Origin of the sequence: Acidovorax soli (assembly GCF_900107605.1) — a bacterium.
In the GTDB taxonomy this organism is placed as follows: Bacteria; Pseudomonadota; Gammaproteobacteria; order Burkholderiales; family Burkholderiaceae_C; genus Acidovorax; species Acidovorax soli.
In genome coordinates this window covers 1-23,466 of sequence record NZ_FNQJ01000037.1, presented here as the reverse complement: position 1 = coordinate 23,466, position 23,466 = coordinate 1, and the positions used below count along the sequence as shown (strand labels likewise).

22 protein-coding genes are annotated in these 23,466 nt (G+C 64.6%); 15 read left to right on the top strand and 7 right to left on the bottom strand.

All coding sequences use genetic code 11. The annotated features are described in order from the left end of the window. Positions 1-111: 111 nt before the first annotated feature. From BLW02_RS17115 to BLW02_RS17070, 10 genes are all read left to right on the top strand, one after another. The gene (locus BLW02_RS17115) at positions 112-900 is read left to right on the top strand and encodes a GntR family transcriptional regulator (RefSeq protein WP_092700726.1); all 789 of its coding nucleotides are present in this window, start codon (positions 112-114) and stop codon (positions 898-900) included. 135 nt (positions 901-1,035) lie between these two features. Beyond that, a complete protein-coding gene (gene sdhC, locus BLW02_RS17110) occupies positions 1,036-1,470 on the top strand; it encodes a succinate dehydrogenase, cytochrome b556 subunit (protein ID WP_092700723.1) in 435 nt (144 codons plus the stop codon). Positions 1,471-1,529: 59 nt separating this feature from the next. Beyond that, on the top strand, positions 1,530-1,895 hold the full coding sequence (sdhD, locus tag BLW02_RS17105; RefSeq protein ID WP_026436035.1) for a succinate dehydrogenase, hydrophobic membrane anchor protein: 366 nt from the start codon (positions 1,530-1,532) through the stop codon (positions 1,893-1,895). 25 nt (positions 1,896-1,920) lie between these two features. After that, positions 1,921-3,729: a succinate dehydrogenase flavoprotein subunit gene (gene sdhA / locus BLW02_RS17100; protein ID WP_092700720.1), complete on the top strand. Its 1,809-nt coding sequence runs from the start codon at positions 1,921-1,923 to the stop codon at positions 3,727-3,729. Between the two features lie 20 nt (positions 3,730-3,749). After that, on the top strand, positions 3,750-4,454 hold the full coding sequence (locus BLW02_RS17095; RefSeq protein WP_092700718.1) for a succinate dehydrogenase iron-sulfur subunit: 705 nt from the start codon (positions 3,750-3,752) through the stop codon (positions 4,452-4,454). A 15-nt stretch (positions 4,455-4,469) separates the two neighbouring features. Continuing rightward, on the top strand, positions 4,470-4,784 hold the full coding sequence (locus tag BLW02_RS17090; RefSeq protein ID WP_092700715.1) for an FAD assembly factor SdhE: 315 nt from the start codon (positions 4,470-4,472) through the stop codon (positions 4,782-4,784). Between the two features lie 61 nt (positions 4,785-4,845). Continuing rightward, a complete protein-coding gene (gene gltA, locus BLW02_RS17085; protein ID WP_092700712.1) occupies positions 4,846-6,156 on the top strand; it encodes a citrate synthase in 1,311 nt (436 codons plus the stop codon). Positions 6,157-6,282: 126 nt separating this feature from the next. Then, positions 6,283-7,389 carry an S-(hydroxymethyl)glutathione dehydrogenase/class III alcohol dehydrogenase gene (locus tag BLW02_RS17080; protein ID WP_026436040.1) on the top strand — a complete coding sequence of 369 codons (1,107 nt, stop codon included), beginning with the start codon at positions 6,283-6,285 and terminating at the stop codon, positions 7,387-7,389. A gap of 58 nt (positions 7,390-7,447) precedes the next feature. Next, complete coding sequence (fghA, locus tag BLW02_RS17075; protein ID WP_092700709.1) at positions 7,448-8,308, top strand: S-formylglutathione hydrolase; 861 nt, start codon at positions 7,448-7,450, stop codon at positions 8,306-8,308. 41 nt (positions 8,309-8,349) lie between these two features. Further along, positions 8,350-10,056, top strand: coding sequence for a phosphoethanolamine transferase (locus BLW02_RS17070; protein WP_092700706.1), 1,707 nt, complete (start codon positions 8,350-8,352; stop codon positions 10,054-10,056). 12 nt (positions 10,057-10,068) lie between these two features. On the opposite strand, the gene BLW02_RS17065 is transcribed toward BLW02_RS17070, so the two are convergent. Continuing rightward, positions 10,069-10,968, bottom strand: coding sequence for a LysR family transcriptional regulator (locus BLW02_RS17065; RefSeq protein WP_092700703.1), 900 nt, complete (start codon positions 10,966-10,968; stop codon positions 10,069-10,071). A gap of 86 nt (positions 10,969-11,054) precedes the next feature. Between BLW02_RS17065 and BLW02_RS17060 the strand changes: the two genes are divergently transcribed. Continuing rightward, entirely contained in the window at positions 11,055-12,134 is a 1,080-nt protein-coding gene (locus BLW02_RS17060; protein ID WP_092700700.1) for a sodium-dependent bicarbonate transport family permease, read from the top strand. Between the two features lie 46 nt (positions 12,135-12,180). On the opposite strand, the gene BLW02_RS17055 is transcribed toward BLW02_RS17060, so the two are convergent. Further along, positions 12,181-13,320 carry a PA0069 family radical SAM protein gene (locus BLW02_RS17055; protein ID WP_092700697.1) on the bottom strand — a complete coding sequence of 380 codons (1,140 nt, stop codon included), beginning with the start codon at positions 13,318-13,320 and terminating at the stop codon, positions 12,181-12,183. Between the two features lie 129 nt (positions 13,321-13,449). On the opposite strand from BLW02_RS17055, the gene rnk reads away from it, so the two are divergent. Further along, a complete protein-coding gene (gene rnk, locus BLW02_RS17050; protein WP_092700694.1) occupies positions 13,450-13,863 on the top strand; it encodes a nucleoside diphosphate kinase regulator in 414 nt (137 codons plus the stop codon). A 13-nt stretch (positions 13,864-13,876) separates the two neighbouring features. On the opposite strand, the gene BLW02_RS17045 is transcribed toward rnk, so the two are convergent. After that, complete coding sequence (locus tag BLW02_RS17045; RefSeq protein WP_092700691.1) at positions 13,877-15,007, bottom strand: acyltransferase family protein; 1,131 nt, start codon at positions 15,005-15,007, stop codon at positions 13,877-13,879. Between the two features lie 208 nt (positions 15,008-15,215). Between BLW02_RS17045 and BLW02_RS17040 the strand changes: the two genes are divergently transcribed. The 3 genes from BLW02_RS17040 to BLW02_RS17030 are packed head-to-tail and all read left to right on the top strand — an operon-like array spanning position 15,216 to position 18,184. Continuing rightward, complete coding sequence (locus BLW02_RS17040; protein WP_092700688.1) at positions 15,216-15,797, top strand: GbsR/MarR family transcriptional regulator; 582 nt, start codon at positions 15,216-15,218, stop codon at positions 15,795-15,797. Positions 15,798-15,799: 2 nt separating this feature from the next. Further along, positions 15,800-17,164 (top strand): cytochrome ubiquinol oxidase subunit I, encoded by a 1,365-nt coding sequence (locus BLW02_RS17035; RefSeq protein WP_092700685.1) that lies wholly within the window; start codon positions 15,800-15,802, stop codon positions 17,162-17,164. 9 nt (positions 17,165-17,173) lie between these two features. Then, positions 17,174-18,184, top strand: coding sequence for a cytochrome d ubiquinol oxidase subunit II (locus BLW02_RS17030; RefSeq protein ID WP_092700683.1), 1,011 nt, complete (start codon positions 17,174-17,176; stop codon positions 18,182-18,184). Between the two features lie 920 nt (positions 18,185-19,104). Here the strand turns inward: BLW02_RS17030 and BLW02_RS17025 are convergent. The 4 genes from BLW02_RS17025 to BLW02_RS17010 all read right to left on the bottom strand — a co-directional run. After that, a complete protein-coding gene (locus BLW02_RS17025) occupies positions 19,105-20,058 on the bottom strand; it encodes an NAD(P)H-dependent flavin oxidoreductase (RefSeq protein WP_092700680.1) in 954 nt (317 codons plus the stop codon). Between the two features lie 125 nt (positions 20,059-20,183). Continuing rightward, positions 20,184-21,974: an acyl-CoA dehydrogenase gene (locus BLW02_RS17020; RefSeq protein WP_092700677.1), complete on the bottom strand. Its 1,791-nt coding sequence runs from the start codon at positions 21,972-21,974 to the stop codon at positions 20,184-20,186. Between the two features lie 72 nt (positions 21,975-22,046). After that, positions 22,047-22,979 (bottom strand): electron transfer flavoprotein subunit alpha/FixB family protein, encoded by a 933-nt coding sequence (locus BLW02_RS17015; RefSeq protein ID WP_092700674.1) that lies wholly within the window; start codon positions 22,977-22,979, stop codon positions 22,047-22,049. Positions 22,980-23,130: 151 nt separating this feature from the next. Next, a partial coding sequence (locus BLW02_RS17010; RefSeq protein ID WP_425285675.1) for an electron transfer flavoprotein subunit beta/FixA family protein occupies positions 23,131-23,466 on the bottom strand: 336 nt, incomplete at its 5' end.

The following is a 23,466-nucleotide window of genomic DNA, read 5'->3' as shown; positions in this document are numbered from 1 at the left end:
GCCGATTGCTGCGATAGGTCAATTTGTCTTATGTCTTATATAAGATATGATCGAGCCCGGCTATCCACCCGCGAAGCCGCCTCGCAAAGCCGATCCACCCTGCCCCCAGCCATGTCCTCGCCTCCATTCAACGTTGATGCACCAGCGCCACACCTCGGTGGCGCCGGCGCAGTAACACCGGCGTTCAGTCCGCTGTACCAGCAGATCAAGGCCTTGATCCTGCAGAGCCTGCAACAGGGTGAATGGAAGCCCGGCGAAGCCATTCCCAGCGAAATGGACCTGGCGGCACGCTTTCGCGTCAGCCAGGGCACGGTGCGCAAGGCCATCGACGAGCTGGCGGCCGAAAATCTCGTGGTGCGGCGCCAGGGCAAGGGCACCTTCGTGGCCACCCATGCCGAACAGCATGTGCAATACCGCTTTCTGAAGCTGTTGCCCGACAGCGGCGATGCCCGGGTGGAGGGTCCGGCGCAACGCACCGTACTGGAATGCCGGCGCGTGCGCGCCAGTGCCGACGTGGCACGCGCCCTGGCGCTGCGCAGCGGCGACCCGGTGGTGCAGGCGCGGCGCATCCTGTCGTTTGCAGGCGAACCCACCATTCTCGAAGACATCTGGCTGCCCGGCCAGGCCTTCAAAGGCCTGACGGCAGAACACATGGCCGGCTACCAGGGCCCGACCTACGCCATGTTTGAACTCGACTATGGCGTTCGCATGGTCCGGGCCGAAGAAAAAATCCGCGCCGTGCTGCCCGATGGCGAGCAGGCGCGGCTTTTGCAAACCACCGTGGGCACGCCCCTTTTGAGCGTGGAGCGCGTCGCTTACACCTACAACGATGTTCCCATGGAGTTACGGCGGGGTCTTTACCGCACCGACACCCATCATTACCACAACGAATTGAGCTGACAGCACGCTGGCACTTGAGCAGAAACGTCAAAATATTGCACCAATGGAAAACCCCACTTGTTGCGTTGCAATAGAATTTTGCGTTCTTTGCATCTCCCAATTACAAAGTCGTTACATCCACGAAAGCACCCCGCCATGACAGAGCTTGCCAAAAAACGGCCTGAATTCCGCAACATCAACGCCTTCAAGGACCTCACCACTTACCGCATGACGCCGGCTGCATGGGTTTCGATCCTGCACCGTGCCAGCGGTGCGGTCATGTTCCTGCTGCTGCCGTTCGTCCTGTGGATGTTCGACACCTCGGTGTCGTCCGAAATCTCCTTTGGCACCTTCAAGGCCGCGTTCAACACAGGCCTGGGTTTCGCTCCTGGCTGGTTCATCAAGCTCGTCGCGCTGGCGCTGATCTGGGGCTACCTGCACCACATGATTGCCGGCATGCGCCACCTGTGGATGGATGTGAGCCACGAGGCCGTCAACAAGCAGTTCGGCAAGACCTCTGCATTGACGACGCTGGTCATCAGCATTGCCCTGACGCTGGTACTGGCAGCCAAGCTGTTCGGCCTGTATTGATTCACCCCGCGGCAGCGCCGGTTCCGGCGTGCCGCGCCACGACTGAGAGGAAACCCACCATGTCCGAAAACTACGGTTACAAACGCACCGTCGTAGGTGCCCACTATGGCCTGCGCGACTGGCTGAGCCAGCGCGTCACCGCCGTCCTGATGGCACTGTTCACACTGATCGTGCTCGCACAGCTGGTCCTGACCAAGGGCCCCATCGGCTATGACCGCTGGGCCTCCATCTTTTCCAGCCAGTGGATGAAGGTGCTCACGTTCTCCGTGATCATCGCGCTCATCTGGCACGTCTGGGTCGGCATGCGCAACATCTGGATGGACTACATCAAGCCGCTGGGCCTGCGCCTGGTGCTGCAGATTTTCACCATCGTCTGGCTGGTCGGCTGCGCCGGCTGGGGCATCCAGGTTCTGTGGCGTCTTTGATTCCCGCGACTGAAGGCAAAAAACAATGAGCTACACCAACGCTAACATCACCAAGCGCAAGTTCGACGTCGTCATCGTCGGCGCCGGCGGCTCCGGCATGCGCGCCGCGCTTGAACTCTCCCGCGCAGGCCTGAACGTGGCCTCGCTGTCCAAGGTGTTCCCCACCCGTTCGCACACGGTGGCCGCCCAGGGCGGCGTGAGCGCCTCGCTGGGCAACATGTCCGAGGACAACTGGCACTACCACTTCTACGACACCATCAAGGGCTCCGACTGGCTGGGCGACCAGGACGCCATCGAGTTCATGTGCCGCGAAGCCCCCAAGGTGGTGTACGAGCTGGAACACTTCGGCATGCCGTTCGACCGCAACCCCGACGGCACCATCTACCAGCGCCCCTTTGGCGGCCACACCGCCAACTACGGCGAAAAACCCGTGCAGCGCGCCTGCGCCGCCGCTGACCGCACCGGCCACGCCATGCTGCACACGCTGTACCAGCAGAACGTCAAGGCCAAGACGAATTTCTTCGTCGAGTGGATGGCCCTGGACCTGATCCGCGACGCCGACGGCGACGTGGTGGGTGTGACCGCTCTCGAAATGGAAACCGGCGACCTGTACATCCTGGAAGCCAAGACCGTGCTGCTGGCCACCGGCGGCGCCGGCCGCATCTTCGCGGCTTCCACCAACGCCTTCATCAACACCGGTGACGGCCTGGGCATGGCGGCCCGTGCCGGCATTGCATTGCAGGACATGGAGTTCTGGCAGTTCCACCCCACCGGCGTGGCCGGTGCCGGCGTGCTGCTGACCGAAGGCTGCCGTGGCGAAGGCGCCATCTTGCTCAACAGCAACGGCGAGCGCTTCATGGAGCGCTATGCGCCCACGCTGAAGGATCTGGCGCCACGCGACTTCGTTTCGCGTTCGATGGACCAGGAAATCAAGGAAGGCCGTGGCTGTGGTCCGAACAAGGACTATGTGATGCTCAAGCTCAGCCACCTGGGCGCGGACACCATCCACAAGCGCCTGCCTTCGGTGTACGAGATTGGCGTCAACTTCGCCAACGTCGACATCACCAAGGAAGACATCCCCGTGGTGCCGACCATCCACTACCAGATGGGCGGCGTGCCCACCAACATCAACGGCCAGGTGATCACCCAGGCCAACGGCATCCACAACGCCGTGGTGAACGGCCTGTATGCCGTGGGCGAATGCTCTTGCGTGAGCGTGCACGGCGCCAACCGCCTGGGCACCAACTCGCTGCTGGACCTGCTGGTGTTCGGCAAGGCCGCCGGCCGCCACATCGTCGAGTTCAACAACAGGAACAAGGAGCACAAGCCCCTGCCCAAGGATGCGGCCGACCGCACCCTGGAGCGCCTGAACCAGCTCGACAAGTCCAGCGACGGCATCTACGCCCAGGCCCTGGCCGGCGACATCCGCACCACCATGCAGCAGCATGCCGGCGTGTTCCGCACCCAGGCCAGCATGGACGAGGGCGTCAAGAAGATCGCCGAGATCCGCAAGCAGGTCGCCGGCGTCACGCTCAAGGACAAGTCCAAGGTGTTCAACACCGCGCGCATCGAGGCGCTGGAAGTGGACAACCTGATCGAAGTGGCCCAGGCCACCATGGTGTCGGCCGCCGCCCGCAAGGAATGCCGCGGCGCCCACACCGTGTACGACTACGAGCACCCCGCCGACCACGCCGACTTCCCGCTGGGCCGCAACGACAAGGAATGGCTCAAGCACACGCTGTGGTACAGCGAAGGCAGCCGCCTCGACTACAAGCCCGTCAACCTCAAGCCTTTGACAGTGGACAGCGTTCCTCCCAAGGTCCGTACGTTCTAAATCGTCACGAGAGAAGAAACATGCAAAAACGCACATTCCAAATCTACCGCTACGATCCGGACAAGGATGCCAAGCCCTACATGCAGACCATCGAGATCGAACTCGACGGCCATGAGCGCATGCTGCTGGACGCGCTGATCAAGCTCAAGGAACAGGACCCCACCCTGTCGTTCCGCCGCTCCTGCCGTGAAGGCGTCTGCGGCTCCGATGCCATGAACATCAATGGCAAGAACGGCCTGGCCTGCCTGACGAACATGAACACCCTCACGGGCACCATCGTGCTCAAGCCGCTGCCGGGCCTGCCCGTGATCCGCGACCTGATCGTGGACATGACGCAGTTCTTCAAGCAGTACAACTCGATCAAGCCCTACCTGATCAACGAAGAACTGGCACCCGACCGCGAGCGCCTGCAGTCGCCCGAAGAGCGCGAGGAGCTCAACGGCCTGTACGAGTGCATCCTGTGCGCGAGCTGCTCCACGTCCTGCCCCAGCTTCTGGTGGAACCCCGACAAGTTCGTGGGTCCCGCCGGCCTGCTGCAGGCCTACCGCTTCATCGCCGACAGCCGCGACGACGCCACGGGCGCGCGCCTCGACAACCTCGAAGATCCCTACCGCCTGTTCCGCTGCCACACCATCATGAACTGCGTGGACGTGTGCCCCAAGGGCCTGAACCCCACGCGGGCCATCGGCAAGATCAAGGAACTGATGGTGCGTCGCGCCATCTGAAGCGAGCATCAAGCCATGGGTGAAACTTCCACCACCGCCTGCGCAGCAGCCTCGCCGCTGCTTGATGAACGCGCACTGAGCAGGCTGCACTGGCGCTGCAGGCGGGGCTTGCTCGAGAACGACCTGTTCATCGAGCAGTTTTTCACCCGCTTCGAGCCCCAGCTCACCCAACGCCACGCCGACGGCCTGATGGCCCTGATGGACCTGGCGGACAACGACCTGCTGGACCTGCTGCTGCGCCGACGCGAGCCCCAGGCCCCGCTGGACACCGCAGAAGTGCACGAAGTGCTGGGCATGCTGCGGCAAGGCGGCAGCGCAGCCGTGCAATAGCACCCTGGCCCTGAATAGACAGCCCCAGACCGGATCATCGGAAACCCAAAGGAAAGTAACAATGAAGCTAGCAGACAACAAAGCCACCCTGTCGTTCAGCAACGGCAGCCCCAGCGTGGAAATGCCGGTCTACCAGGGCAGCATCGGCCCGGACGTGATCGACATCCGCAAGCTGTACGCACAGACCGGCATGTTCACCTACGATCCCGGTTTCCTGTCGACGGCATCGTGCCAGTCTGCCATCACCTACATCGACGGCGACAAGGGCGAACTGCTGTACCGCGGCTACCCCATCGAACAGCTGGCCACGCAGTGCGACTACCTGGACACCTGCTACCTGCTGCTCAAGGGTGATCTGCCCAACGCCACCCAGCGCGCCGACTTTCACAAGCTGGTGCTCGACCACACCATGGTCAACGAGCAGATGCAGTTCTTCCTGCGCGGTTTCCGCCGCGACGCGCACCCCATGGCGGTGCTCACGGGCCTGGTGGGCGCCATGTCGGCCTTCTACCATGACAGCACGGACATCAACAACCCGCAGCACCGCGACATCGCCGCGATCCGCCTGATCGCCAAGATGCCCACGCTGGTTGCCATGGCCTACAAGTACGGCGTCGGCCAGCCCTACATGTATCCGCGCAATGACCTGTCGTACTCCGGCAACTTCCTGCGCATGATGTTCGGCACGCCCTGCGAGGACTACAAGGTCAACCCGGTGCTCGAACGCGCCCTGGATCGCATCTTCATCCTGCACGCCGACCACGAACAGAACGCCTCCACCTCCACGGTGCGCCTGTGCGGCTCGTCGGGCACCAACCCGTTTGCGGCCATCTCGGCCGGCGTGGCCTGCCTGTGGGGCCCTGCCCACGGTGGCGCCAACGAAGCCTGCCTGAACATGCTGGAAGACATCCAGCGCCAGGGCGGCGTGTCCAAGGTGGGCGAGTTCATGGAGAAGGTCAAGGACAAGAACTCCGGCGTGAAGCTGATGGGTTTTGGCCACCGCGTCTACAAGAACTACGATCCCCGCGCCAAGCTCATGCAGGAAACCTGCAACGAAGTGCTCAAAGAGCTGGGCCTGGAGAACGATCCGCTGTTCAAGCTGGCCAAGGAACTGGAAAAGATCGCCCTGGAAGACGACTACTTCGTCTCGCGCAAGCTGTACCCCAACGTGGACTTCTACTCGGGCATCGTGCAGCGCGCCATGGGCATTCCGGTGAACCTGTTCACCGGCATCTTCGCACTGGCCCGCACCGTTGGCTGGATTGCCCAGCTCAACGAAATGATCAGCGACCCCGAGTACAAGATTGGCCGCCCACGCCAGCTGTTCACCGGCTCGGTGCGCCGTGATGTTCCGCCCCTGACGGCCCGTTGATCGGCGGCGCCCCGCGCGCCCCGGCAGCCCCAAAGCCCGCCGCGCTCCGGCGGGTTTTTTTGTGCCTGTGGTCACCACCGCCGGTGGCCCGTATAGTGCTGCGACACCGTCACCTGAGGAACCCCCATGAAAACCAAAGCCGCCGTCGCCTGGCAAGCAGGCCAGCCCCTGACCATTGAAACCGTGGACCTCGAAGGGCCGAAATTCGGCGAAGTGCTGGTGGAGATCAAGGCCACCGGCATCTGCCACACCGACTACTACACGCTCTCTGGCGCCGACCCCGAAGGCATCTTCCCCGCCATCCTGGGCCACGAAGGTGCGGGCATCGTGGTGGACGTGGGGCCGGGCGTGACCACGCTCAAGAAGGGCGACCATGTCATCCCGCTCTACACCCCCGAATGCCGCCAGTGCAAGTTCTGCCTGTCGCGCAAGACCAACCTGTGCCAGCTGATCCGCGGCACGCAGGGCAAGGGCCTGATGCCCGACGCCACCAGCCGCTTCAGCATGGACGGCAAGCCCCTCTTCCACTACATGGGCACCAGCACCTTCAGCAACTACACGGTGGCGCCCGAGATCTCGCTGGCCAAGATCCGTGAAGACGCGCCTTTCGACAAGGTCTGCTACATCGGCTGCGGCGTCACCACCGGCATCGGCGCGGTGATCTTCACCGCCAAGGTCGAGGCCGGCGCCAACGTGGTGGTGTTCGGCCTCGGCGGCATCGGCCTGAACGTGATCCAGGGCGCGAAGATGGTGGGTGCCGACAAGATCATCGGCGTGGATATCAACCCGGCCCGCCAGGAGATGGCGCGCAAGTTCGGCATGACGCACTTCATCAACCCCAAGGAGGTGGAGAACGTGGTGGATGCCATCGTGCAGCTCACCGACGGCGGCGCCGACTACAGTTTCGAGTGCATTGGCAACACCACCGTGATGCGCCAGGCGCTCGAATGCACGCACAAGGGCTGGGGGCGCAGCATCATCATCGGCGTGGCCGAGGCCGGAGCCGAGATCAGCACCCGCCCCTTCCAACTGGTCACCGGCCGCAAATGGGAAGGCTCGGCCTTCGGCGGCGCGCGCGGCCGCACCGATGTGCCCAGGATCGTGGACTGGTACATGGAGGGCAAGATCAACATCGACGACCTGATCACCCACACCATGCCGCTGGAAGACATCAACAAGGGGTTCGACCTGATGAAGCGCGGCGAATCCATCCGCGGCGTGGTTATTTATTGATGGAATCAGCCGCTAGCGTTTTATCCATAAGCGCTTGCAGCTACCAAATTTGATATCCATGACCTTCACTGACCTTGAACTGACCAGCGAACACGCCTGCTTTGGTGGCGTGCAGCGCTATTACAAGCACAACTCCTCCGAAATCGGCTTGCCGATGCGCTTTGGCCTGTACCTGCCCCCGCAGGCGCTGGCCGGGCAGAAACAGCCCCTGCTGACCTACCTGGCCGGCCTGACCTGCAACGAGGAAACCTTTGCGATCAAGGCCGGCGCACAGCGCCTGGCGGCCGAACTGGGGTTGGCCCTCCTCACCCCCGACACCAGCCCGCGCGGTGCGGGCATCCTGGGAGAAAGCAACCACTGGGAGTTCGGCGTGGGCGCCGGCTTCTATCTGGACGCCACCGAGATGCCCTGGGCCGGCCACTGGTGCATGGAAAGCTACCTCGTCAAGGAATTGCTGCCCGATGTGGCGGCGCAGTTTGCCCTCGACGACCAGCGCCTGGGCCTGTTCGGGCATTCGATGGGGGGTCACGGCGCCCTCACGCTCGCCTTGCGTCACCCCGGTGTGTTCCGCAGCGTCTCGGCCTTTGCGCCGATTTGCGCGCCCACCCAGTGCCCGTGGGGGCACAACGCCTTCACCGGGTACCTGGGCCAGGATGAAAGCACCTGGGGCGCCCATGACGCGAGTGTGCTCATGGGCCAGCAAACCAGCGCGCCCTATCCCCAGGGCATCCTGATCGACCAGGGTCTGGCCGACCAGTTTCTGGCCACCCAGCTGCATCCGCATCGGTTCGAGGAGGCCTGCGCACAAGTCGGCCAGCCGCTCACGCTGCGCAAGCACGCGGGTTACGACCATGGCTACTATTTCGTCCAGACTTTCCTGGCCGACCACCTGCGGCACCACGCCACCGCGCTGGCCTGAGCATTAATTTCCAGTTAAGCAGCGCTACGGACAATCCTTCCATGCTTTTGTCTTTGCAGCGCCTGCAGCGCCTTGTGTTCGGCCGTCGCGCTGTCACCCACCCTCCTCATGCCACCCGAGACATCCACCCCGCATGGGTCGTGGTGCTGGCCAGCGCCTGGCTGGCCACCGCATGCAATGTGCCGCTGTGGCGTGAAGTGGCGGCGCTGCCCGGCCAGGGCACGCTGCGCGGCTGGGGCTTTGCGCTGGCGTTTGCCGTGATTGTTGCGGCGGGCAACGCCGCATTGCTCAGCCTGCTGGCCTGGCGCTGGACGCTCAAGCCCGCCATCACCGTGATGCTGCTCATGGCCGCCTTCGGCGCCTATTTCATGCTCGCCTATGGCATCGCCATCGACGCCAGCATGCTGGTCAATGTGATGCAGACCGATGTGAAAGAGGCCGGCGACCTGCTCAACTGGCGCATGCTGGCCACCGTGCTGGCCCTCACGGCACCGCCCCTGCTGTGGCTCTACCGCCGGCCGGTGCGCCGCATGCATGCCTTTCGCCACATGGCACACAACGGCGCACTGCTGGTGGGGGCCATCGTGGTCATCGTGGTCTGCCTGTTGCTGGTGTTCCAGGAATTCGCCTCCACCATGCGCAACCACACCAAGCTGCGCTACCTGATCAACCCGCTCAACAGCGTGTACGCGCTGGGCAGCATTGCCACCAAGCCGCTGCGGCTGGACACCAGCACGCTGATGCCCCTGGGCCGCGACGCACAGCTGGGCGCCAGCTACGCAGGCCAGCAAAAGCCGCCCCTGCTGGTGCTGGTGCTGGGCGAAACCGGCCGCAGCGTGAACTTCGGCCTGAACGGCTACGCCCGCCCCACCACGCCGCTGCTGTCGGCCCGCAGTGACCTAGTCACGGCGCGCAACGCGTGGTCGTGCGGCACCAGCACGGCGGCCTCGGTGCCCTGCATGTTCTCGCACCTGGGGCGCAGCGGCTTCGAGTCACGCAAGGCCAATTATGAAAGCCTGATCGATGTGCTGCACCACGCGGGTCTGGCCGTGCTGTGGCTGGACAACCAGGCCGGCTGCAAGGGCGTGTGCGAGCGCGTCGGCCAGGTGCATACCACGGCCCTGCCAGACCCGGCCCTGTGCCCTGACGGCGAGTGCCTCGACCCCATCATGCTCAAGGACCTGGACAAGCGCCTGGCTGAACTGCCCGCCGAGCAGCGCAACCGCGGCACCGTGCTGGTGATGCACCAGATGGGCAGCCACGGCCCGGCCTACTACAAGCGATCGGCCCAGGCCCTGAAGAAGTTCCAGCCCGAATGCACCGCCACCGCCCTGCAGGAATGCACGCAGGAGCAGGTGGTGAATGCCTACGACAACAGCATCGTGCAGACCGACCAGTTCCTCGATTCCGTGCTCCATTGGCTTTCAACCCAATCCCAGCAAGCGCAAACAGCGATGATGTACGTCGCGGACCATGGCGAATCTCTGGGCGAGAACAACATCTACCTGCATGGCCTGCCCTATGCCATCGCACCCGATGTGCAAAAGCATGTGCCCTGGATCACCTGGCTCTCGCCCGCCATGCAGTCACGCACCCATCTGACCACGGGCTGCCTGCAAAAGGACCTGACCGAGCGGCGCATCAGCCATGACCACTACTTCCATTCGGTGCTGGGCCTGATGGACGTGAAGACCAGCGCCTACAACCCCGCGCTGGACATGTTTGCAGGCTGCCGCCCGGCGGGCTGACAACGCGCGGCCTCACCGCGCCCCCTGCCACCCTATCGCCTCGCTCAGCAAGTGCCCCTGAAACACCTGGGCAATCGGTGACAGCTGCTTGCCCCGAGGCCAGACCAGGTGCCACTGCGACCGGATGGGAAAGCCCTGCACCGGGAGAACCGCCAGACCCTCGTGGTGCGCACCGAGCGCATGGCGGGAGAGGATGGAAACGCCCAGTTGCCCCTCCACAGATTCCTTGATGGCCTCGTTGCTGCCCAGCTCCAGCACAGCGGTCGGGGTAAAACCCCGCTGGCGCAGGTGCGCATCGGTGGCCATGCGGGTACCCGAGCCTTTTTCGCGCAGGATGAACCGCTCTCCCTGCAGCTGCGCCAGCGTGACGCGCTTTCTGAGCGCCAGCGGGTGGGTGGCGGCGGCAATGACCACCAGCGGGTTGGGCATCAGGATCTGGTCCTCCAGCGGCAGGTCGGCCGGCGGCATGGACATGACGTAGAGATCGTCCAGGTTGCTGCGCAGGCGCGTGATGACGTGGTCGCGGTTGAGGATTTCAAGCGAAATGTCGATCTGCGGATGCAGCTTGCAGAAACTGCCCAGCAGGCGGGGGATGAAGTATTTGGCGGTGCTCACCACGGCGACCTTCAGGCGCCCGCTGGTCAGCCCCTTGGCGCCCGCCACGCGCTGCTCGAACGCATCCCACTCGCCGGCAATGGCCCGCGCCGTGCGGGCCAGGACCTGCCCGGCCTCGGTAAGGTGAACCCGGCGCGAGACCACTTCGTACAGCGGCATGCCCACGGCCTGCGTCACCTCGCGCAGCTGCATCGATGCCGTGGGCTGCGTGACGTGCATGCGCCTGGCGGCGGCGCTGACACTGCCGGTTTCGGCCAGCGCCAGAAAAAGCCGCAACTGGCGAAACGTGATATTCATCGATTTTTATCTATGGATGACTGCATTCGAATCGATTTTACTTTGCACTATGGACTGCATAGCATTCCGGCCAAAGGAGTTGAACGATGCACAGCTTGCTGGACCCTGCGGTCCTATTTTTTGCCCTGGGGGTGTTTGCGGGCCTGGTCCGCTCCAACCTGGAGATGCCTGCGGCCATCTCGAAATTCTTGTCGATCTACCTGCTGATGGCGCTGGGCCTGAAGGGCGGCTTTGCGCTGGCGGCATCGGGCTTTACTCCCAGCGTTGCCAGCAGCCTGGGGCTGGCGGTGCTGCTGGCCGTGGTGGTGCCGCTGGCGGGCTATGTGGTGCTGCGGCGCGTGCTGTCGGGCTTCAACGCAGCGGCCGTGGCGGCCACCTATGGATCGGTGAGCGCGGTGACGTTTGTGACGGCCACGCAGTACCTGGAGTCGCAATCGGTGCCCTACGGCGGCTACATGGCGGCCGTCATGGCACTGATGGAGTCACCAGCCATCATCCTGGCAGTGATGCTGGCCAATGCACTGCGGCAGCGTCAGGCGGCGCCGGCAACTGCCGCAATTCCCATCACCCGCGTGCAGCCCGTGGTGGCGATGGCATCGGTGGGTGGGGCAACCCTGGGCGCGGGGGCCATGGGCAACGGTGGCACAGCAACGGCCCCACCGGGGCCGCGCCTGGCGATAGGCAAGATCCTGCACGAATCGTTTACCGATGGCACGCAATTGCTGCTGCTGGGTGCCATGGTGATTGGCCTGGTGACGGGCGATGCAGGCAAGGCAGCCATGCAGCCCTTCTCGGGCGACCTGTTCAAGGGCATGCTGTGCCTGTTCTTGCTGGACATGGGACTTTCTACCGCGCGCAACCTGCCCGCCGTGCGCCGGCAATCGCCCTGGCTGCTGGCCTATGCGGTGCTGGGGCCGTTGCTGCATGCCAGCCTGGCGGTTGCTCTGGCCTGGCTGCTGCAGGTGCCCGTGGGCGACGCCGTGCTGCTGGCGGTGTTGGCGGCCAGCGCGTCGTACATCGCCGTGCCCGCGGTGGTGCGCTTTGCCATCCCCGAGGCAGAACCCTCGCTGTATGTCAGCCTGTCGCTGGGGGTGACGTTTCCGCTCAATATCGTGCTGGGCATTCCGCTGTACACGCAGGTGGTGCAGCGGCTGTGGCAAGGATAGTTCGCACCAGCCTTCACCCTCTCGGCGCCACAGCCGCGCAGCCGGCTCAGAACAGGCTGCCCTGCCCCCGCGCCAGCCCCGGGCGAAACTGGTCCAGGTCCAGTTCCACGCGCTCGCGGTTCAGCCCCAGCCTGCGGCAGGCGCCGGTGAAGCGCTGGCGCAGCAGGTCGGCCCACAGGCCGCTGCCCTTCATGCGGGTGGTGTAGTCGCTGTCGTAGGTTTTGCCTGCGCCGCGCTGGGCGTTGTCGAGGTTGTGCAGATCTTGCACGCGGGCGGCGCGCTGGGGGTAATGCAGCGCCAGCCATTCGCGAAACAGCGCATCCAGCTCCCAGGGCAGGCGCAGCACGGTGTAGAAGGCGCTGCGCGCACCCGCATCGCGCGCGGCCTCCAGCACCTGCTCCATGTCTTCGGTGATGAAGGGAATCTGCGGCGCCACGCTCACCCCCACGGGCACGCCGGCCTCGGCCAGGGTTTGGATGGTGCGCAGGCGCCGGTGCGGCGCGGCCGCGCGCGGCTCCATGCGCCGGGCCAGCTGCGCATCCAGCGTGGTGATGGTCACATACACCGCCGCCAGGCGCTGCGCCGCCAGCGGCACCAGCAGGTCGAGGTCGCGCTCGACCCCACTGCTCTTGGTGAGGAGCGAAAATGGATGCCGCGCATCGCGCAGCACCTCGATCACGCCGCGCGTGAGCCGCAGCTCGCGCTCCACCGGCTGGTAGCAGTCGGTGGCCGAGCCGATATTCAGCAGGCGCGGCACATGGCCAGGGCGTGACAGCTCGGAGCGCAACACCGCGGCAATGTTGTGCTTGGCAATGATCTGCGTCTCGAAATCCAGCCCTGGCGACAGGTTCAGATAACTGTGCGTGGGCCGGGCATAGCAATAGACGCAGCCATGCTCACAACCCCGGTAGGGGTTGACCGAGTGGTCAAAAAAGATGTCGGGAGAGTCGTTGGCGCACAGCGCGCTGCGTGCGGTTTCCAGGTGCACGCGGGTGGGTGGCGGCACGGCCTGGCCCGCATCCTCCAGTGGGAAATCCCAGCCATCATCCACTGCCGTGCGGGTATCGTGCATGAACCGGTGGGGCATGAACGTGGCGGCACCCCGGCCGCGAATGGCGTGGATGGAAATGCGCGCTTCGGGCGGCAAGCCGCCGGGCAGATCATCGGGGTGGGCTTCACTTTGCATAACTGTACAAATATACAGTTTTTTAGCTTATCCATGCAAGAAACCGCACCCGCTTTGACCACGCTATGCAGTGCGAGATTCGCGATCCACTACAGTCCCGGCCTTTACAACTAGCTTTCGAGGTACTGCATGGCGCGCAAACCCCAGATCATCCTGTCATCCCTGGACCTGGACCGCATTGAGGCATTGCTGGCGGCGATTCCGACCAGCGTTTTCCCGGGCAAGGCCGACCTGCAGGCAGAGCTGGACCGCGCCGATGTGCTGGCGCCCGAGGAAATTCCGCCGAATGTGGTGACCATGAACTCCACGGTGCAGTTCACGATGCAGGAAACCGGCAAGGAGTTCTGCCTGACGCTGGTGTACCCACGCGACATGGACGGCAGCGCCGACCGCATCTCGATCTTTGCCCCCGTGGGCAGTGCCTTGCTGGGCCTGTCGGTGGGCGATGAACTGGCCTGGCCCGGCCCTGGCGGCAAGGCCATGACCGTGCGGGTGAAAAGCATCGTCTACCAGCCCGAGAGTGCGGGCGAACTGCACCGCTGAACGGCAGGAGCAATCACGCCATCAGGCCCCAATGGCTGGTGGTCACCGCCACCAGCATGCCGGTGCCCACCAGCCCGGCCTGCCAGCGCAGCGCCGTGCTCCAGGACGGCACATGGCGCTCCACACGCTCATACAGCTGCCACCCCGCCATCAGCGACAAGGCGAAGGCCGCCAGCATGCCCAGCGCATTCCAGGCGGGCGATTCGGGCCACAGGTGGCCGACCACCGCATTGACCAGCAGGCACACCGGAAAGTGCACCAGAAACACCGAGTACGACCGCTGCCCGAGCCGCACCACCGGTGCGAGCCCCGGCCACTGCCGCCAGCGGGGTGACCGCAGCGCCCATGCCAGCGCGAGCGCCGTCACCAGCGCCACGGCAATACGCTCCCGGAAATCCAGCGCCAGGGCGGCGGCACCCAGCACGGCAATGGCCGCCATCCACCCGCCGGCGCGCGGTGCCTGCACTGCCCAATAGGCCATCATGCCCATACCATAGGCGCCCAGGAAATACAGGGCCCACATATCGATTTGCGGCTGGCGATTGAACGCCAGCAACGAGGCGGCCGTGCCGCCCACCACCAGCGCACGCCCCGCCCAGGCGGCGTGGTGCGTCCGCTCTCCGGTGCAAAACGCCCGCACCAGCGCGAACAGCAGCACGGAACACACGAAAAGCTGAAAGTCGATGGCGACGTACCATACGCCCGCCGACAGCGCCTCTTCGCCCACGATGTCCTGCAGCAGCAGCGCATTGGCCACCAGCTGGGCCAGATCGGGCGCACCGGGCACCGAGGGGTGATCCGTCCAGTTGCGCACCAGCGCCGCCACCACCACGGCCAGCAACAGCGCCACGGCATAGGGCACCACCAGCCGCACGAAACGCCGTGCGATCTGCTGGCTGGCGCTGTCAAACCGCGCCAGCCCCCGGGGCGCCAGGCTGCTGGCTGCAAGATAACCGCCCAGCACCAGAAACACCTGCACGGCCATGCGCCCGTACTCGTACAGCCAAGCCATCAAATCCGGTGCCAGCGGCTGCGCGATGTCCGACATGGGGCCATAAAAAGCAAGGTGGTGCCACACGATGGCGGCGCAGGCAAGGCCCTTGGCCATGTCGATCAGCGGCGTGCGGGAGTGAGCAGAGGTCATGCAGAAAAGCAGAGCGGCGGCAGGGTGCCTGCCATGGCGCGGGGCGAAAAACCTTCTATTGTCCACTTTCTGGCAAACGCGTGCTGGAGCCCGTACCGGGACCCGCTCGGCAGGTACCCAGGTCATCGCTTTTTTCAACATCTCTTGAATTTATCGAATTTTCAGTAATTACTGAAAATTCGATAAATCACAGGCACAATGCGTGTCCATGACCTACGTCAATCATTTACCTCCTTTGAATCGCCAGTTCGTGGCCCATTTCGGCGAAATGGGCAGCCGCTGGGGCATCAACCGCACCGTGGGCCAGATGTATGCCCTCATCTTCCTGTCGCCCCGCCCGCTGAATGCGGACGAGATTGCCGAAGCCCTGGAGTTTTCGCGCTCCAACGTGAGCATGGGCCTCAAGGAGCTGCAATCCTGGCGCCTGGTCAAGCTCAGCCACCAGCCCGGCGACCGGCGCGAGTACTTCGAGGCGCCCAAAGATGTGTGGGAGATCTTCCGCGTGCTGGCCGAAGAACGCCGCCGCCGCGAGATCGAGCCCACGTTGTCCATGCTGCGCATGGCGCTGCTCGAAGCGCCCACGTCGGACGAAGAGCGCCATGCCCAGGAGCGCATGCGCGACATGCACGAGCTGATCGACCGGCTCATGACCTGGTTTGACGACGTGCAGCGCCTCGCCCCCGAAACGGCGATGCAGCTGATGGGCATGGGCACGGCCGTCACCCGCGTGCTCGAATTCAAGGACCGGCTCACCGGCAAAGGCGCCGCCGCCAAGGACAAGGGGGTTTGACGATGGACACCTTCATGCTGTCGCGGCTGCAATTTGCCGCCAACATCAGTTTCCACATCCTGTTTCCCACCATCACGATCGCGCTGTGCTGGTTCCTGGTGTTCTTCCGCCTGCGCCACGACGCCACGCGTGGCACTCCGGCTGCGGCGGGCTGGGAGCAGGCCTACTATTTCTGGACCAAGGTGTTCGCGCTGACCTTTGCCATGGGCGTGGTCTCGGGCATCACCATGAGCTTCCAGTTCGGCACCAACTGGCCGGGCTTCATGGAACACGCGGGCAACATCGCCGGGCCGCTGCTGGGCTATGAGGTGCTCTCCGCCTTCTTCCTCGAAGCCACGTTCCTGGGCATCATGCTGTTCGGCCGCGGCCGCGTGTCCGACCGTGTGCACCTGGTGGCTACGCTGATGGTGGCTTTTGGCACCACGCTGTCGGCCTTCTGGATCCTGAGCCTGAACTCGTGGATGCAGACGCCCGCCGGCTACGAAATCATCGATGGCAAGTTCCATGCGGTGGACTGGCTGGCCATCGTGTTCAACCCCTCGTTCCCCTACCGCCTGGGCCACAAGCTGCTGGCCTCGGCCCTCACGGCAGGCTTTCTGATCGCCGGGGTGAGCGCATGGCAGCTCCTCAAGGGCACGGCCACCGAGGGCACGCGCAAGGCACTGCGCACCGCCATCACGGCCGTGGCCCTCGTGATTCCGCTGCAGATCTTCATGGGCGACCTGCACGGCCTGAACACGCTGCAGCACCAGCCCGCCAAGATCGCCGCCATCGAAGGCATCTGGCACACCGAAAAAGGCGCTCCCCTCACACTGTTCGGCTGGCCCAACGAGAAGGAAAGCCGCACCGACTACGCCCTGCAGATCCCCAAGGGGGCCAGTCTGATCCTGGCGCACGACGCCGACGCGGAACTCAAGGGCCTGAACGAATTTCCCGGCGCCCACCCGCCCGTGGCGCCCGTTTTCTGGGGTTTTCGCGTGATGGTGGGCCTGGGCCTGCTGATGCTGGCCGTTGCCTGGGTGGCCGCCTGGGTGCTGTACCGGCGCCGCGCACACGACCTTGCCACCCTGCCCCGCCCCTTGCTGTACACGCTGGTGGGCATGGCGTTCTCGGGCTGGGTGGCCACGCTGGCCGGCTGGTACGTGACCGAAATCGGTCGCCAGCCCTATCTGGTCTATGGCCTGTTCAGGACGGCAGACGCCGTGGCACCGCACGCACCCGCCATGGTCGCCGGCACGCTGGCGGCCTATCTCACGGTCTATGTGCTGCTGCTCACGGCCTATGTCGGCGTGATCAAGTACATGGCCGAGCACTCGACCCTGCCCCTGCCCGCCGTGGCGCCCCCGGCACCCGCTCAAGCCAGTTGAGGAACCCCCATGGAAACGCTGACCTGGGCCACGGCCCTGCCCCTGATCTTCATGGCCATCATGGGCCTGGCGCTGCTGGCCTATGTGATCCTGGACGGCTACGACCTGGGCGTTGGCATGCTGCTGCCCTTCGCCACCGATGCCGAAAAAGACGTGATGGTGTCCAGCATCGGCCCCTTCTGGGACGCCAACGAGACCTGGCTGGTGCTGGGCATCGGCGTGCTGCTGATCTGCTTTCCGATGGCGCACGGCATGGTGCTGTCGGCCCTGTACCTGCCCGTGGCGGTGATGCTGCTGGGCCTGGTGCTGCGCGGCGTGGCATTCGACTTTCGCGTCAAGGCCCGCGACGCCCACAAGGCCACCTGGAACCGCGTGTTCGCCGCCGGCTCGCTGGTCACGACGCTGTCCCAGGGCTGGATGCTGGGCGCCTACATCACGGGCTTTCAGCGTGACCTGTGGGGAATGCTGTTTGCCACCGGCATCGCGCTCACCCTGCCCGCCGCCTACGCCATGCTGGGCGTGGGCTGGCTCATCATGAAGACCGATGGCGAACTGCAGCGCAAGGCCGCCCGCTGGGGCCAGGGCGCCCTGTGGCCCATGGGCTTCGCGCTCATGGGAATCTCGCTGGCCACGCCGCTGGTCAGCCGCACGGTGTTCGACAAATGGTTTGTGCTGCCCGAGCTGTTCGCCCTGCTGCCGATTCCGCTGGCGTGCGTGGCGGCGTTCTTTGCCATCCGCCATGTGCTGGCAGCACCGCGCGTGGTAGCGGCTGGTTATGGCTGGATCGTGTTCGCGGCCACCGTGCTGATCTTCGTACTGGCCTTCTTCGGGCTGGCCTACAGCATCTATCCCTACATCGTGATCGACCGGCTGACGGTGTGGGAGGCGGCCAGCGCCACCGAATCGCTGGCGGTGATCGGGGTGGGGGTGGCGATCACGCTGCCGGCAATCATTCTGTACACCATCTTCATGTACCGGGTGTTCTGGGGGAAGGCGCGGGAGTTGACTTACGGGTTGTGAGTTTTGGGGTTGGATTGGGGTTCGGCAATTTGCTGGATTGCGCTCGTAGCTATTGTTTTTGCAGTTTGCTGCGTGCGTTTGCTGAGGGCGGAGGCCGGGTCTCGCCCCGGCGGGCGAGGTACTTTTCTTTGCTTCGCCAAAGAAACGTACCCAAAAGAAAGGCGACCCACAGTCTGCGACCCCCACGCTATGCGTGGGGGCAAACCTGCGTCGGAGCGGTTGCGGGGTGCGCCGTGGAACTCGCTTTGCGCTGCGCGCGCCGCTCGGACAACCACGGCGAGTCAGTTGACGAGGCATGGGCGCACTGGCGCCCATGCTCACCCCGCAACCGCCCCGCCGCAGGCGCAGCCAGATGGGGTAGCGGCCAAACATCCGTTCGGGCCATCGCTGCGCTCGGCCCAATCTCGCGGGCGCAAGCGCCTCGCGCTGCGCAACTTGGGCCGAGCGCAGCGATGGCCCGTGGGGCTGTTGGTTGTTTGGCTGCCCCAAGCCCTTCTGGCTGCGCCTGGGGCGCGCAGGGCGCGGGGCGGCGGGTGTGCCGCAGGACACACCCACTTCGTGAACTGACTCGCCGTGGTTGTTTGAACGCAGCTGCGCAGCAGCGAAGTGAGTTCCACGGCGCACCCCGCGACCGAGCACCCCAGGTTGCGGGTTTTTGGGGTCAGACACCCATTTCACTGCGATGCGTAGCACCGCACCCCTTCGGGGCGAGCCGTAGGCTCGGTGAATTGGGGCTCTGACCCCAAAAACCCGTCGCAGACAGCAGGGTCGCCTTTTCTTTGCTTACTTTCTTTTGGCGAAGCAAAAGAAAGTGAGTCGGCCGCCGGGCCGAGACCCGGCCTCCGACCTCAGCCAAGGCATAGTCAAAACCACAAAAACAATAGCTGCCAGCGCAAGACACACAAGCGCCACAGCCAAAATTACAACTTCAACCGCGCCCGCGCCGCCTCATACTCACCCCGCAGTTTGGCCACCAGCTCCGCCGTACTGGTCACTGCATTGATCGCCCCGATACCCTGCCCGCAACCCCAGATATCCTTCCACGCCTTCTTGGCGTCGCCACCAAAGTTCATCTTGCTCGGGTCGGACTCGGGCAGGTTGTCCGGGTCCATGCCCGCCGCGCGGATCGACGGCGCCAGGTAGTTGCCGTGCACGCCGGTGAACAGGTTGCTGTAGACGATGTCGTCTGAACTGCCTTCCACGATGGCCTGCTTGTAGGCATCCGAGGCCCGCGCCTCGTGCGTGGCAATGAAGGCCGAGCCGATGTAGCCAAAGTCCGCACCCATGGCCTGCGCGGCCAGCACCGCGCCGCCGCTGGCGATGGAGCCGCTGAGCGCCACCGGGCCGTCGAACCACTGGCGGATCTCCTGGATCAGTGCAAACGGGCTCTTCACGCCCGCATGGCCGCCCGCACCGGCCGCCACGGCGATCAGGCCGTCGGCACCCTTTTCAATTGCCTTGTGCGCGAACTTGTTGTTGATGATGTCGTGCAGCACGATGCCGCCCCAGGCATGCACGGCCTGGTTCACGTCTTCGCGGGCGCCCAGGCTGGTGATGATGATCGGCACCTTGTACTTGGCGCAGACCTGCATGTCATGCTCCAGCCGGTCGTTGCTCTTGTGCACGATCTGGTTGATGGCAAAGGGCGCCGCAGGCTTGTCGGGGTGGGCCTGGTTGTAGGCGGCCAGGGCTTCGGTGATCTCGGCCAGCCATTCGTCGAGCAGCTCGGCGGGGCGGGCGTTGAGCGCGGGCATGGCTCCCACCACGCCGGCCTTGCACTGCTCGATCACCAGCTTGGGGTTGCTGATGATGAACAGCGGCGATGCGATCACGGGCAGTGACAGGTTCTGCAACACGGGGGGCAGTTTCGACATGGCAACAACTTTCCGAAAAATATGAATGAAACATGCCTTTAGCGCTTATTCCAAAAGCGCTAGCAGCTATCATTTTTTAGCAGACAGTCCCTGCACCGCAGGGAGCTTTCACAGGGCAGGCAGTCTCAGAAGGCGTCCAGCGCCAGATCGGTCACGCTGGCGGCGCCTTCGACAATGCTGTCGCGCAGGCCCGGTGCCTTGACCAGGATGTGCTCGGCATAGAACTGCGCCGTGGTGATTTTTGCGCGCAGGAAGGCTTCGTCCTGTCCCTTGGGCAACAGGTCCTCGGCCACCAGCAGGCTGCGCGCCAGCTGCCAGCCCGCCACGAGCTTGCCTGCCAGCAGGAGATAAGGCACGCTGCCGGCAAAAACCGCATTGGGGCTGACCTTGGCGCCCCCGATGACGAAGTCCACCACATCCAGGAAGGCCTGGCGTGCCGCCGCAAGCCGGCGCGCCACGGTCTTGGCGGCGGGGGTGCCGCTGGCCAGCAGTTCGGCTTCGGTTTTTTCGATCTGCGCGGCAATCGCCCTGGCCGTCTGGCCGCCGTCGCGCGCGGTCTTGCGGCCCACCAGGTCGTTGGCCTGGATGGCGGTGGTGCCTTCGTAGATGGTCAGGATCTTGGCGTCGCGGTAGTACTGCGCCGCGCCCGTTTCCTCGATGAAGCCCATGCCGCCGTGCACCTGCACGCCCAGGCTGGCGACTTCCGGGCTCATCTCGGTGCTGTAGCCCTTGACCAGCGGCACCATGAATTCATAGAACGTGGCGTTCTGCTTGCGCACCTCGGCATCGGGGTGGTGGTGGGCGGCATCGTAGGCAGCCGCCGCCACGGTGGCCATGGCGCGGCAGCCTTCTGTGGTGGCGCGCATGGTCATGAGCATGCGGCGCACGTCCGGGTGGTGGATGATGGCTGCGCTGGCGTTGATGCTGCCGTCCACGGGGCGGCTCTGCACGCGGTCGCGGGCATACTGCACGGCCTTCTGGTAGGCGCGCTCGGCCACCGCGATGCCTTGCATGCCCACGCCATAGCGCGCGGCGTTCATCATGATGAACATGTATTCGAGGCCGCGGTTTTCTTCACCGACAAGATAACCCACGGCGCCACCATGGTCGCCAAACTGCAGCACAGCCGTGGGGCTGGCCTTGATGCCCAGCTTGTGCTCGATGCTCACGCAATGTGCATCGTTGCGCGCGCCCAGGCTGCCATCCTGGTTGACGAGGAATTTGGGCACGACGAACAGGCTGATGCCCTTCACGCCCTCGGGCGCTCCCGCCACGCGGGCCAGCACGAGGTGGACGATGTTCTCGGCCATGTCGTGCTCGCCCCAGGTGATGAAGATCTTGGTACCGAAAACCTTGTACGTGCCGTCGGGCTGCGGCTCGGCCCTGGTACGCACGAGCGCGAGGTCGGAGCCGGCCTGCGGCTCGGTCAGGTTCATGGTGCCGGTCCACTGGCCGGAGATGAGTTTTTCGAGGTAGATGGCCTTGAGCTCGTCGCTGCCGGCGGTCAGCAGCGCCTCGATGGCGCCATCGGTCAGCAGCGGGCACAGCGCGAAGCTCATGTTGGCGCTGTTGAGCATTTCCGTGCAAGCCGCGCCAATGGTCTTGGGCAAACCCTGGCCGCCGAAGTCTTGCGGGTGCTGCAGGCCCTGCCAGCCGCCTTCGGTGAACTGGCGAAACGCGTCCTTGAAGCCCGGCGTAGCGGTGACCACGCCGTCCTTCCAGGACGACGGATTCTTGTCGCCCTCGAAGTTGAGCGGAGCCAGCACGCCCTCGGTAAACCTGGCGCACTCTTCCAGCACGGCAGCGGCGGTGTCCAGGCCGGCGTCCTCGAAGCCGGGGATCTGCGCGATCTGTTCAATATGGGCCAGGTGCTGCATGTTGAACAGCATGTCCTTGACGGGGGCGGTGTAGCTCATGGGGTTCTCCGAGAGGATGCAATGTCAAAAAAAAGGCATCGCAAGCGATGCCTTTTTGCGGACGGACAGGCTTTAAAGCGCCTTGACCAGTTCCGGCACGGCCTGGAACAAATCCGCCTCCAGCCCATAGTCGGCCACGCTGAAGATCGGCGCCTCCGGGTCCTTGTTGATCGCCACGATCACCTTGGAGTCCTTCATGCCCGCCAGGTGCTGGATCGCCCCCGAGATGCCCGCTGCCACGTACAGCTGCGGCGCCACGATCTTGCCCGTCTGGCCCACTTGCCAGTCGTTGGGCGCGTAGCCCGCGTCCACCGCTGCGCGGCTGGCACCCAGAGCGGCTCCGAGTTTGTCGGCCAGCGGGGTCATGACTTCGTCGAACTTTTCCTTGCTGCCCAGGGCCCGGCCACCCGAGACGATGATCTTGGCGGCGGTCAGCTCGGGGCGGTCGCTCTTGGCGATTTCGCTGCCCATGAACTTGCTCTTGCCGGCATCGTTGGTGGCGGTTGCGGTTTCCACTGCGGCGGAGCCACCGGTGGCGGCTGCGGCGTCAAAGCCGGTGGTGCGCACGGTGATGATCTTGACGCTGTCTGCGCTTTGCACGGTGGCGATGGCGTTGCCGGCGTAGATGGGGCGCTCGAAGGTGTCTTGGCTCACCACCTTGGTGATGTCGCTGATCTGGGCGACGTCGAGCTTGGCGGCCACGCGCGGGGCGACGTTCTTGCCGCCTGCGGTGGCGGGGAACAGGATGTGGCTGTAGTTGCCTGCGATGGCCAGCACTTGCGCTGCGACGTTCTCGGCCAGGCCGTGTTCGAGGCCGGGGGCGTCGGCGTGGATGACTTTGGCAACTCCGGCAATTTGTGCAGCGGCCTGGGCGGCGGCGCCTGCGTTGTGGCCGGCGACCAGCACATGGACTTCGCCGCCGCAGGCGGCTGCGGCGGTGACGGTGTTGAGGGTGGCGCCCTTGATGGTGGCGTTGTCGTGTTCAGCAATAACGAGAGATGTCATGGCAGTCGTCTTTCTCTTGAATCTTGAGTGATGTCGGTATCCACCGCGGTCATCGTTCAACCGAGGCCGAGGCACGAGACACCGAGGAAGGGCCGCCCCGCACCGAGGGTGTCGTCCCCCTGGGGGGAAGACGCGAAGCGGCTCAGGGGGGTCAAATGACTTTCGCTTCGTTTTTCAGCTTTTCCACCAGGGCGGCGACGTCGGCCACTTTGATGCCGGCGCCGCGTTTGGCGGGTTCGGTCACCTTCAGGGTTTTGAGGCGCGGGGCCACATCGACGCCGATGTCTTCGGGCTTGACGGTGTCGAGCTGCTTTTTCTTGGCCTTCATGATGTTGGGCAAGGTGACGTAGCGGGGCTCGTTCAGGCGCAGGTCGGTGGTGATGACGGCGGGCAGCGAAAGCTGCAGGGTTTCCAGGCCGCCGTCGACTTCGCGGGTGACGCTGACTTGGTCGGCCGTGAGTTCAACCTTGCTGGCGAAGGTGGCCTG

Excerpts from the sequence above, each read along its gene's own strand:
- BLW02_RS17115 (WP_092700726.1), top strand. The coding sequence starts at position 112 with ATGTCCTCGCCTCCATTCAACGTTGATGCACCAGCGCCACACCTCGGT.
- sdhC (WP_092700723.1), top strand. The coding sequence starts at position 1,036 with ATGACAGAGCTTGCCAAAAAACGGCCTGAATTCCGCAACATCAACGCC.
- sdhD (WP_026436035.1), top strand. The coding sequence starts at position 1,530 with ATGTCCGAAAACTACGGTTACAAACGCACCGTCGTAGGTGCCCACTAT.
- sdhA (WP_092700720.1), top strand. The coding sequence starts at position 1,921 with ATGAGCTACACCAACGCTAACATCACCAAGCGCAAGTTCGACGTCGTC.
- BLW02_RS17095 (WP_092700718.1), top strand. The coding sequence starts at position 3,750 with ATGCAAAAACGCACATTCCAAATCTACCGCTACGATCCGGACAAGGAT.
- BLW02_RS17090 (WP_092700715.1), top strand. The coding sequence starts at position 4,470 with ATGGGTGAAACTTCCACCACCGCCTGCGCAGCAGCCTCGCCGCTGCTT.
- gltA (WP_092700712.1), top strand. The coding sequence starts at position 4,846 with ATGAAGCTAGCAGACAACAAAGCCACCCTGTCGTTCAGCAACGGCAGC.
- BLW02_RS17080 (WP_026436040.1), top strand. The coding sequence starts at position 6,283 with ATGAAAACCAAAGCCGCCGTCGCCTGGCAAGCAGGCCAGCCCCTGACC.
- fghA (WP_092700709.1), top strand. The coding sequence starts at position 7,448 with ATGACCTTCACTGACCTTGAACTGACCAGCGAACACGCCTGCTTTGGT.
- BLW02_RS17070 (WP_092700706.1), top strand. The coding sequence starts at position 8,350 with ATGCTTTTGTCTTTGCAGCGCCTGCAGCGCCTTGTGTTCGGCCGTCGC.
- BLW02_RS17065 (WP_092700703.1), bottom strand. The coding sequence starts at position 10,968 with ATGAATATCACGTTTCGCCAGTTGCGGCTTTTTCTGGCGCTGGCCGAA.
- BLW02_RS17060 (WP_092700700.1), top strand. The coding sequence starts at position 11,055 with ATGCACAGCTTGCTGGACCCTGCGGTCCTATTTTTTGCCCTGGGGGTG.
- BLW02_RS17055 (WP_092700697.1), bottom strand. The coding sequence starts at position 13,320 with ATGCAAAGTGAAGCCCACCCCGATGATCTGCCCGGCGGCTTGCCGCCC.
- rnk (WP_092700694.1), top strand. The coding sequence starts at position 13,450 with ATGGCGCGCAAACCCCAGATCATCCTGTCATCCCTGGACCTGGACCGC.
- BLW02_RS17045 (WP_092700691.1), bottom strand. The coding sequence starts at position 15,007 with ATGACCTCTGCTCACTCCCGCACGCCGCTGATCGACATGGCCAAGGGC.
- BLW02_RS17040 (WP_092700688.1), top strand. The coding sequence starts at position 15,216 with ATGACCTACGTCAATCATTTACCTCCTTTGAATCGCCAGTTCGTGGCC.
- BLW02_RS17035 (WP_092700685.1), top strand. The coding sequence starts at position 15,800 with ATGGACACCTTCATGCTGTCGCGGCTGCAATTTGCCGCCAACATCAGT.
- BLW02_RS17030 (WP_092700683.1), top strand. The coding sequence starts at position 17,174 with ATGGAAACGCTGACCTGGGCCACGGCCCTGCCCCTGATCTTCATGGCC.
- BLW02_RS17025 (WP_092700680.1), bottom strand. The coding sequence starts at position 20,058 with ATGTCGAAACTGCCCCCCGTGTTGCAGAACCTGTCACTGCCCGTGATC.
- BLW02_RS17020 (WP_092700677.1), bottom strand. The coding sequence starts at position 21,974 with ATGAGCTACACCGCCCCCGTCAAGGACATGCTGTTCAACATGCAGCAC.
- BLW02_RS17015 (WP_092700674.1), bottom strand. The coding sequence starts at position 22,979 with ATGACATCTCTCGTTATTGCTGAACACGACAACGCCACCATCAAGGGC.